The following is an 8629-nucleotide window of genomic DNA, read 5'->3' on the forward strand; positions in this document are numbered from 1 at the left end:
TTCTTTCCTTCAATCAATTACAATCGACTCGGCGGTCAACGTTGGGTTGCTACTGTAGCCTGCTGTAAAAAGGAGCGAGTTGTGAGTGAAACGAAGCGTAAGAATTTCAGTGGTGAATTCAAGGCCAAGGTGGCCATCGAAGGGATCCGTGGCATCAAAACGGTGAATGAAATTGGTCAGGAATTTGGGGTGCATCCCACACAGGTTGGTTTGTGGAAGAAGGAATTGCAAGCGCAGGCAGGAAGTCTGTTTGATGCCAAGCGGGGACCGAAACCCATCGATCCATCGTCCAGTCCGGAACGACTGTATTCAGAAATTGGCCGATTGAAGATGGAACTGGATTGGCTCAAAAAAAAGTCCGGGATCAGCCAATAGAAGTGCTCAAGCAATGGGTTGGCGCCGCCGAGCCACTGGCGCTGACCCGGCAATGTGAACTGACCGATGTGGCACGATCCACTGTCTATGCGCCTTCGGTGGCCTCAAAGCCGAATGAGCAGGAATTGATGTTGATGGCATTGATTGACGTTGAGTACACACGTCACCCGTTTTACGGCAGCCGTAAGATCAAGATTTACCTGCGTGATTTGGGTCATAAGATCAACCGCAAGCGTGTGCAGCGATTGATGGTGATGCTGGGATTGGCTGGCATGGTGCCCGGGCCGAACACCAGCCGTCCGCACCCGCAGCACAAGATTTACCCGTACTTGCTCAGAGGCGTGAACGTGACCTGCCCCAATCAAGCGTGGAGTACGGATATTACCTATGTGAGGCTGCCGCGAGGCTTTGTGTATCTGGTTGCAGTGATCGACTGGTATTCGCGCAAGGTGCTGGCATGGCGGTTGTCGAATACGCTGGATACGGGATTCTGCGTGGACTGCCTGGAACAAGCGATACAGGTCTACGGTGTGCCGGAGATATTCAACACGGACCAAGGCTGTCAGTTCACCAGTGCAGTATTTACTGACGTTCTCAAGGCGCACAGCATCGCGATTAGCATGGACGGGCGAGGCCGGGCACTGGACAATATCTTTGTGGAACGGCTCTGGCGCAGCGTCAAACATGAGGACGTGTATTTGAAAGGCTACGCTACCATGCCGGAGCTGCTGCTGGGCCTGACGGAATACTTTGTGTTTTACAACATGGAAAGGACGCACCAGTCGCTGGACTACAGCACCCCGGATGAGGTCTACCGGACAGCGTGCGGCGGCGGAGCAAGCATCGTGGACAAATACGGCGCCAGAAAAGAAATTGATCGGAAACAAAAGACAGAAACAAAACTGGGGCAGCGCCATTCCGCTGCATGTGAGGAGCTACCCTCTTAAACTCGATGCATTATTGTCTTGACGGAGGGGTCCACTATAGAGATCAGAATTTTGAACAGTAGCAATCTTCTCTGTCACGGAAATGATGCCTTCGGTAGATGAGATAACCGAGAAATGAAAAACAATATTTTTGTCATCCTTAGAGATTGAAAAATCACCGATTATCATGGCTAGAAGAGCTGTTCCTCATCTACTAAACTCTGCACAACTCTTTGCTTCGTAGGAAATTTTTTATTAAGCGCGCTAGATAAATATTGCTGCGGTTTGCCATCTTTATTCTGAATAGCTTTAAAAAAACCAAGCAACGTTTCTTTTGCCAGAAGAATATTTTTTCTTTGATCTATGGATAACCGATTAAATCGCTGCTCATCTAGCCCAAAATGTGAAATTTCAGATATTCCAAATATTGAAGCCTCAAATGATTGTAGTGGTGTATCAGCCGCAAGTGACGATCCTGCGAACGTAAACAACATAAAAAATCCAAAGAAAAAAACACGAACTTTAAACATAATTAAGCCCTTTTACTCGCAACCACATTGTGAGGGTGATAGTTTTTGATCAGGTGAATATTTCGGAAAACTGCGGTGATATTCTTTGCCGTCTTTATTGTATCCCCACATTGCTGAGCTATCTCTTAAGTCGACGTGAACGTGAGGACCTTCACCCCTTGGACCTGAGTAACCTTCTTCATACCAGCCAATACCGCCAAATATCCCTGAAAGACGCGCTTGATTTGCAGTTTCAAGATGAGTTTGATCTCTGACTTTAATATCCGCTGCTAAATGTTGAACATGCTTACTCTTCTTGCCCGCACCTATTTTTGCAGACGCTGGGCGATCACCATCAGTTATGGAAATATCCTTATCGCAACCAATTTTTTTATTGAACTCGCGAAGTGCATCCAGCACTTCATCTGAAATGATTTTGCCACTTGGATTAAAAATCCGAAGTCCCAGCGGATCAACCCAACTTATGGGGTTCCCCCCCACATAGGTATAGATGTTTTTTAGCGCAGGGAACTCCATGCGTTAGAAGCATCCATAAGCTTAATCGATGGGTATTGCTTCGCAATGATCTCTTGGTCAATTGGGCCATCAACCTTCTTGCTCGCAATGTCTAAAACGAATAGGCCATCAGGGTCGCCACGAAAAGTGGACTGGCGTTGAGCGACGATAACTTTTTCGTTCCACCCAATTGATTGTACTGTACCGTCCAGAATACCGCCGCCCGATGGAGCTTTATGGTTTGGCTCAAGGTAAAACGCCGTGGGTCCGTCCTCATTGCGGCATAGCGAATAACCGGAATCACCCATCGCCCGACAGCCGGAGTTGAACAGGCCTACGTCACACCCAGTCAGAATGACCAACAGCACGGCAGACAAAATCACTAGCTTTTTCATCGGACACTCGCAGGGAAAGAGATGGTTTGGCTCATGTTACCCATGGGGCCAAACTGAGATCGGTTCCATTCCGGGCCTAATCCATACGCGAAAGATTGAAAGCTTGATGTGTTGTTAATGACCACGTTTATCTGACCATCTGCTGCTGGATAAATATCGACACGATAGCTACCAATGAATTGCTCCGTCGGATTTAGCCCTGACTCAAAGAGTCCTTTTAGTCCAAAGTGCCCGGCGTAGTTAGTAACTGGCTCAAGGGTACTAGTATCGCAATTATTTTTGATTTTTTGTGCATTCTTCTTGCGGTAGAGAGCTTTCGCAGCAAGAACGCCCGGCGCATTTTGCATTTCGGCGGCCTCGCTACTACCAGGCCCAAAATCTTGATGTTGTGAACCAGTCCCAGTCGCCCACGCATAAGTCAGAGCTATCGCATCTGCCCAACTCAACCCATTCGGATCAACCCTGCTAACCGGATTCCCCCCCACATATGCATAGGTATTAATCCCCCCCTCTAACCCAATCGGATCACTCTCAATATACCTACCTGTCCTGCTACTATAATCACGATAGTAGTTGTAACTCAGTTGCGATGCTGCATCATACAATTGACCTGGAAACCTGAGGTTATACGTAAACACGCCCAAAGCTGGCACATTCGGGTTCTCATTCGGTAAGCCTGCCCCCAATGCGCCACTCTGTTCTGGGTACCAAGTCCATCTTGTTTGATTGGCATGATTACGGATCTCTCTCGGGGTATTGAGGTGATCGGTATAGATATTAAATGCACTGGCCTGAGTGGCACTCGTGGTATTGGGTACAATCTTCACCGCATCGGCCACCACGATGCCATTGCCTTGCCCACTTAGGGTGATGGTCATTGGGTTCGCAGAATTGAGGTTAACCGTGCCGAGGTAGTTCCAAGTGCCACCATTTTGTTGTTGATTCACCGTAACCACCTGCGGTGTGCTGCCTGTAGTATTGGGTACAATGGTGTAGGTGGCATTGCTGGCGTTAGTCGCTTGGGCGACCCAACGCGCATACACATTAAAGCTTTGGGTGGCGGTAGGCGTGATGGTGTAAGTCACATTGTCGGTGGTGCTAGTGGTGGCGACATGGCTAAGGTAGTTAGACCCGTAATAGCCTTTGATGGTAGTGGCCGTTGCCCACGTGCCTGTCACCACCGCTTTGGCAGAGGTGGCGGTACTGTTGTTATCCGCTATACGCTCTTGGCTACTGGTTCTAAAGATGAGTACGGGGGTGTCCCCCAGCCAGATGGTTTCTTGGTTTGGGTTACCGTTGCTGGCGTATTCGCCTAATAGATGCCCCGCTTCGTCATAGACATAATACACATTGCCATTGGTGCGGTGCACGAACTGCCCTAAGCCGTTATATCACAAGGCGTACACATTGGTGGTGCCACGGGTGACTTGTTTTAAGCGGCCACTGTTGTAGTACGTGTAGTTGTCTACTCCGTCACCTGTGATATTTCCTGCCGCATCGTAAGTGAAGGTGCGCGCAATGGGGCCTGCTTCAGCGGTCAAGCGGTTGCTATCAGCCGCAATGGTGTAAGGATAGAGATCAGACCCAATGTTAAGTTGGGTGCGGTTTCCACTTAAGTCATATTGATAGCCCGTGCTATTGGTCGGGCTGGCAGTATCAATCACATGGTTAGTGAGCCGATCTAAATGGTCATAAGCATAGGTGCTGGTGGTATAGATGAGTGGTGTCGTTGGCGTGGCGGGTAAGGCACGGTAGCTTTGCGTGATGCGACCGGCGTTGTCATAGCTAATGGTTTGCAACTTGTCGCCGACGGTGTAGCTGGCAGTTCTGCCATCACTATCAATACTGCGTTGGTAAGTCTGACCGTTTGCCCAGACCCAGCTTTTAACAGTGCCGGTGGCGTGGTATTGGATATTACTCAGCATGGCAACGCCATTGACTAAGAGATGTTCTATTTGGCCATTGGCGTTGTACAGGTAATCGACATCACGGCTGCTGGGGTAGGTCATGCCTGCCATGCGGCCATTCGTATCGTAGAAATAGCGCACATCAAAGATCAGGCTGCCAACTCGCTGTTGTTTGTTAATCACATGGCCTTGTTGGTCGTAGTTCCAAGCCGTACTGCCGGACAGATCGGTCATGCCAGTCAGATGCCCAATGCCATTCGACCCTTGGTCATAGCTCCAGTTGACGGTTGCATCGGTGACCGTGCCAAGTTTGTAGGTGGCTCTAGTGGGTCGATTGGTCGCGTCATAGGTATAGGTGGCAATCTTACCCACTGCATCGGTACGTGTTTTAAGGTTGCCCGCGTTGTCGTAGGTATTGGTGGTGGTGCCGGTGTCTGGGCTCACTAGGCTAAGCACATCGCCATAGGCATTTTTAGTATAGCTAGTGCTTAAAGCGCGTGGGTCAGCGATGCCTATCACTTCGTCGATGGCATTGTATTGGGTGATGGTACTGCCTTGCTGGGTGTTTGGCGTAGCCGCGTGCGGTTGGTTTTGTTGTATCAGGCGATCAATCGCATCGTATTGTTGTGTGGTACTGCGGTTTAGGCTTGGGTCTGCAATCTGTGTATTGTTACCATTGGCATCGTATTCTAAGTTGGTCACGGGGGGCGCTGCATGCACCAATGACATGCCCAATACGCCCATACTCAGTAATAAGGCTGTACCCGTCATGGTGTTTTGCAAGACGCTTTGTGATTTGTTTTGTAGTGAAAGTAACATGATTACTCCACCCCCGTTACTTGTTGTAAGCGGTTTAAGGCGTCATAACTGCGTGTGATGGTTTTAGCCAAATTACCCAGTGGGTCGGTGGTGACTTCATTAATTCGGTTGCCTTCACTGTCTAGGGTATAGGTCACCTTATTGCCTAAGGTGTCTTGTACCTCGGTGAGGCGATGAGCCGCATCGTAGGTGTAGTTGAGTTGACTCGTGTCAGGCATGGTGAGTCGTATCACTTGTCCTGCGTTGTCGTAGGTCAAACTGGTGGTTTGTGTGCCGACTGTTCTTGATAGTAAACGTTGACGTAGGTCATGGGTGCTGGTGGTGACTAAACCGTTGGCATTCGTCATTTGCTCCACTTGGCCATGGTGGTTGTAGCGGCCATAGGTGGTGGTTTGACCCAGTTGCATTGGTCATGCTCAAGAGTTGGCCACGGCAGCCTAGGTTGTCTGGGCTGGTATTGGTGATGGGGTCTATGAGTGGCGCTGCACTGCTAGCGGTGCAGGTGGCATTGGCGTCATAGTAGTTGTAAGTGGTGATGTCATTGACATCGGTACGTGGCCCATTCACCACTTTACTAAGCACTAAGCCAGGCACCACACTGGAGTAGGTGTACGTAATGGTGGTGATGCGGGTTAGATTGCGTACGAGGTCTGCCACCGTGATGCTGGTGATATTGCCCTTGGTATCGTACACATTGGTGGTTCTACGCAAGTCAGTGCCAGTGGCTGTGGCGCCGTCATACTCACTCGTTACAAGGGGTAAGCGCCATGTCGGGTGCCAGGTGGTGGTGATAGTACGGGTGGCAGGGGTGGCATTGCCTGCCGTGTTTAAGCCTTCGGTACGGGAAGTTTCTAAGTTACGCGCCATGTCGTACACGTAGGTGGTCTTGTTGCCATTAAAGTCAGTCTTGCTACTGGTGTTGCCGTTGACGTCGTAGCTAATAGCAGAACCAGAGGCGGCACAGCCACTGCCTGCAGGTTGCGATTGACCGGTGTTTTTAACCACACCAAGAATGGTGGTGAAGTTGTAGGTGCGCACAGAGCCACGTGAATCTGTCACTTGCGTGGTGGTGGGGTTGCCTACGCTGTCGACATTGTAAACAAGGGTGTTGCGCTCAATCGGTTGGCCAGTGGAAGCGCCAAGGCTAGGTGCGAGCTCTTCATCATAAGCCCTACCCGCTGCATCATAGCGATAAGTGGCATAGCGGTTGCCGTTCTCGTCGATGATGCCAGTGAGACTACTGGCGTATACCACACCTATTTGAGGGGTGGGTGAAACGTTGCTAGGTTCTCCATAGCGGTAGGTCTTGGTCTTGCCGTCTGGGTAGGTCACAGAAGTCAGGTTATTGGTGCCATCGGTGCTGTAAGTGTAGGTGTAAACACCACCAGCAGGGTTGGTGGCCTTTGAAACAAATCCTTTAGCACCATACGCATAATTTACTTGATTGCCAAAGCTGTCAGTGACGCAATTTAATCTTGAACTTGTCTCATCTGAGTTTATTGCTAGCGGGGTACGGCATTCTGGTGCATTTACTGGATATTTTTGCCCTTGAAGGTTACTGTAAGTTAACGTTTGTATGAGTCCAGATTTTGAACTGATATTCAACAAAGTCCCGTTACTGTCATAGGTTTCAATAGAGCTATCATTACCATTGGTACGCACCCATTGGGCAACCTGGCCTTGTACATCTAAAATCGATTCGAGTGTATCGTTTATGTCTGCATCATGGGTATATATGGTGCCAGAGGACGGGGCAAGAAATGCCCATTCTCGCCCATCAGCGATGCGCAATCCGACAGTGGTTGGTTTGCCGTTTGTATCTTTTTGGTACACTTTGATAAGTTGTTCGAAAGCGTCCATCCAAGCCACGCCGTAACGGCCATTCCAATTTAACGTAGCCGCTTCAAACCGAGGGCTGTTATAACTTAACTCGCTTACTATAGGTGATTGAGTACTCGCGTTATATAAACGCATGGGTAAATACTTTAAACCACTGCTGATGCTAATTGGGTTGCACGTGGATTTAGGTGGTGGGCCAGCAGTTTTAGGAGGGTCTTCTGCTTTCTTGGTACACACGCCAAGCGACTTTTCTTGATAACCAGTCAAGCATTTACATTCAAAATTTGATGAACCGCTAGTACTAGTAAGGTATGTGATTTGTGCATTCGCTGGGCAACTATGATCTCTAACTGCTATGCCCCGATAATCAGGAGACCCATAGGCTGTTGAAAACTGACAGTAATATGAGTCCACACTGCTATTAATCGGGGCACTAGTGGATTGTACCAACCCTAGGAGCCTGTCGGACTTCTCTTGTAACTCATTGATTAAATTGATGCGCCCATTATTTAATCAAATTAATTTATATATAAAAAACAATATGTTACGTTGCCTCAAAACTCGAAGTCCGACAGTCTGCTAGAAAACTATATACCCAGGATCTGCCAACCATAAAGATTTTGCATGCCTCTGCAGGGGAGCCATAATGTCCGCTAGGCTGTGGTGGGAAACTATCCGAATAAGATCCATAACAAGGTGTATTTAATCCGAAACACCATCCCAGGTCAGGAGTCATCGGAAAGTTTGCCTGAGCAGACACTGAAAAAAACGACGATAGAGCCAACACAATTATTGTTAACAACGATTTTGCAGAACGACATGTGCGATACAACATACCAAACAGTAATGTTATGTAAGTATTAAGGCCCAACATAAAAACTGCCATTCCAAAACCGTTAATTTTGGCACGACCCATTTGATACTGATTGGCAGCAAACGTAGATACTGTCTGTAAAGGCAAGCATTTTTCAAATTGCATTTTCGACCAACGCCCTATGTTTTAATTTTTGAGAAAGCGGCTGCCATCGCGATTGGCACGGTTTGTGGAGGCTCTCGTTTTTTGTCTCTCACTGCACTCTTTGTATGACTGGTGTTACGGTGACAGTTTACTAAATAAGCTTAACTCAAGAGGATACCCTCAGCAATGCGTCTCTCCACTATGTTAATGCTAAATAGAAATGTCCGCTTTTCTGCAAAATAGAAATGGCCGCGCCGCCCATGCCGAGGCTCGCAAGCTAATTTATCTTAACATAGACCCTATAGTGTAAAGCGAAAACAATTCAAGGCAGTGTTAGCCCAAAGTAGTAATGTCCGGTTTCTCCCAAGTAGAAATGTCCGCTGGT

General features: G+C 48.4%; 7 protein-coding genes and 1 pseudogene. 1 reads left to right on the top strand and 7 read right to left on the bottom strand.

Annotated elements, in window-relative coordinates; all coding sequences use genetic code 11:
- Positions 1-81: 81 nt before the first annotated feature.
- Positions 82-1232 (top strand): annotated as a pseudogene (locus MJ768_RS08540) (IS3 family transposase); the annotation flags it as partial.
- A gap of 260 nt (positions 1233-1492) precedes the next feature.
- Here MJ768_RS08540 and MJ768_RS08545 read toward each other — a convergent pair.
- From MJ768_RS08545 to MJ768_RS08575, 7 genes are all read right to left on the bottom strand, one after another.
- Positions 1493-1831, bottom strand: coding sequence for a hypothetical protein (locus tag MJ768_RS08545; RefSeq protein WP_239290392.1), 339 nt, complete (start codon positions 1829-1831; stop codon positions 1493-1495).
- Between the two features lie 12 nt (positions 1832-1843).
- Positions 1844-2347 (bottom strand): D-Ala-D-Ala carboxypeptidase family metallohydrolase, encoded by a 504-nt coding sequence (locus MJ768_RS08550; protein WP_239290394.1) that lies wholly within the window; start codon positions 2345-2347, stop codon positions 1844-1846.
- The gene (locus MJ768_RS08555) at positions 2329-2721 is read right to left on the bottom strand and encodes a hypothetical protein (RefSeq protein WP_239290396.1); all 393 of its coding nucleotides are present in this window, start codon (positions 2719-2721) and stop codon (positions 2329-2331) included. The genes MJ768_RS08550 and MJ768_RS08555 overlap by 19 nt, the downstream gene beginning before the upstream one ends.
- Positions 2718-4091 carry a golvesin C-terminal-like domain-containing protein gene (locus MJ768_RS08560; protein ID WP_239290398.1) on the bottom strand — a complete coding sequence of 458 codons (1374 nt, stop codon included), beginning with the start codon at positions 4089-4091 and terminating at the stop codon, positions 2718-2720. The genes MJ768_RS08555 and MJ768_RS08560 overlap by 4 nt, the downstream gene beginning before the upstream one ends.
- A 21-nt stretch (positions 4092-4112) precedes the next feature.
- A complete protein-coding gene (locus MJ768_RS08565) occupies positions 4113-5447 on the bottom strand; it encodes a hypothetical protein (protein WP_239290400.1) in 1335 nt (444 codons plus the stop codon).
- A gap of 2 nt (positions 5448-5449) precedes the next feature.
- Positions 5450-5665: an RHS repeat domain-containing protein gene (locus MJ768_RS15405; protein ID WP_239290402.1), complete on the bottom strand. Its 216-nt coding sequence runs from the start codon at positions 5663-5665 to the stop codon at positions 5450-5452.
- Positions 5666-5753: 88 nt separating this feature from the next.
- Entirely contained in the window at positions 5754-7307 is a 1554-nt protein-coding gene (locus tag MJ768_RS08575) for a hypothetical protein (RefSeq protein WP_239290404.1), read from the bottom strand.
- Between the last annotated feature and the right edge of the window lie 1322 nt (positions 7308-8629).

The organism is Candidatus Nitrotoga sp. 1052, assembly GCF_927312905.1.
Classification (GTDB): Bacteria; Pseudomonadota; Gammaproteobacteria; order Burkholderiales; family Gallionellaceae; genus Nitrotoga.

Excerpts from the sequence above, each read along its gene's own strand:
- MJ768_RS08545 (WP_239290392.1), bottom strand. The coding sequence starts at position 1,831 with ATGTTTAAAGTTCGTGTTTTTTTCTTTGGATTTTTTATGTTGTTTACG.
- MJ768_RS08550 (WP_239290394.1), bottom strand. The coding sequence starts at position 2,347 with ATGGAGTTCCCTGCGCTAAAAAACATCTATACCTATGTGGGGGGGAAC.
- MJ768_RS08555 (WP_239290396.1), bottom strand. The coding sequence starts at position 2,721 with ATGAAAAAGCTAGTGATTTTGTCTGCCGTGCTGTTGGTCATTCTGACT.
- MJ768_RS08565 (WP_239290400.1), bottom strand. The coding sequence starts at position 5,447 with ATGTTACTTTCACTACAAAACAAATCACAAAGCGTCTTGCAAAACACC.
- MJ768_RS15405 (WP_239290402.1), bottom strand. The coding sequence starts at position 5,665 with ATGCCTGACACGAGTCAACTCAACTACACCTACGATGCGGCTCATCGC.
- MJ768_RS08575 (WP_239290404.1), bottom strand. The coding sequence starts at position 7,307 with ATGGACGCTTTCGAACAACTTATCAAAGTGTACCAAAAAGATACAAAC.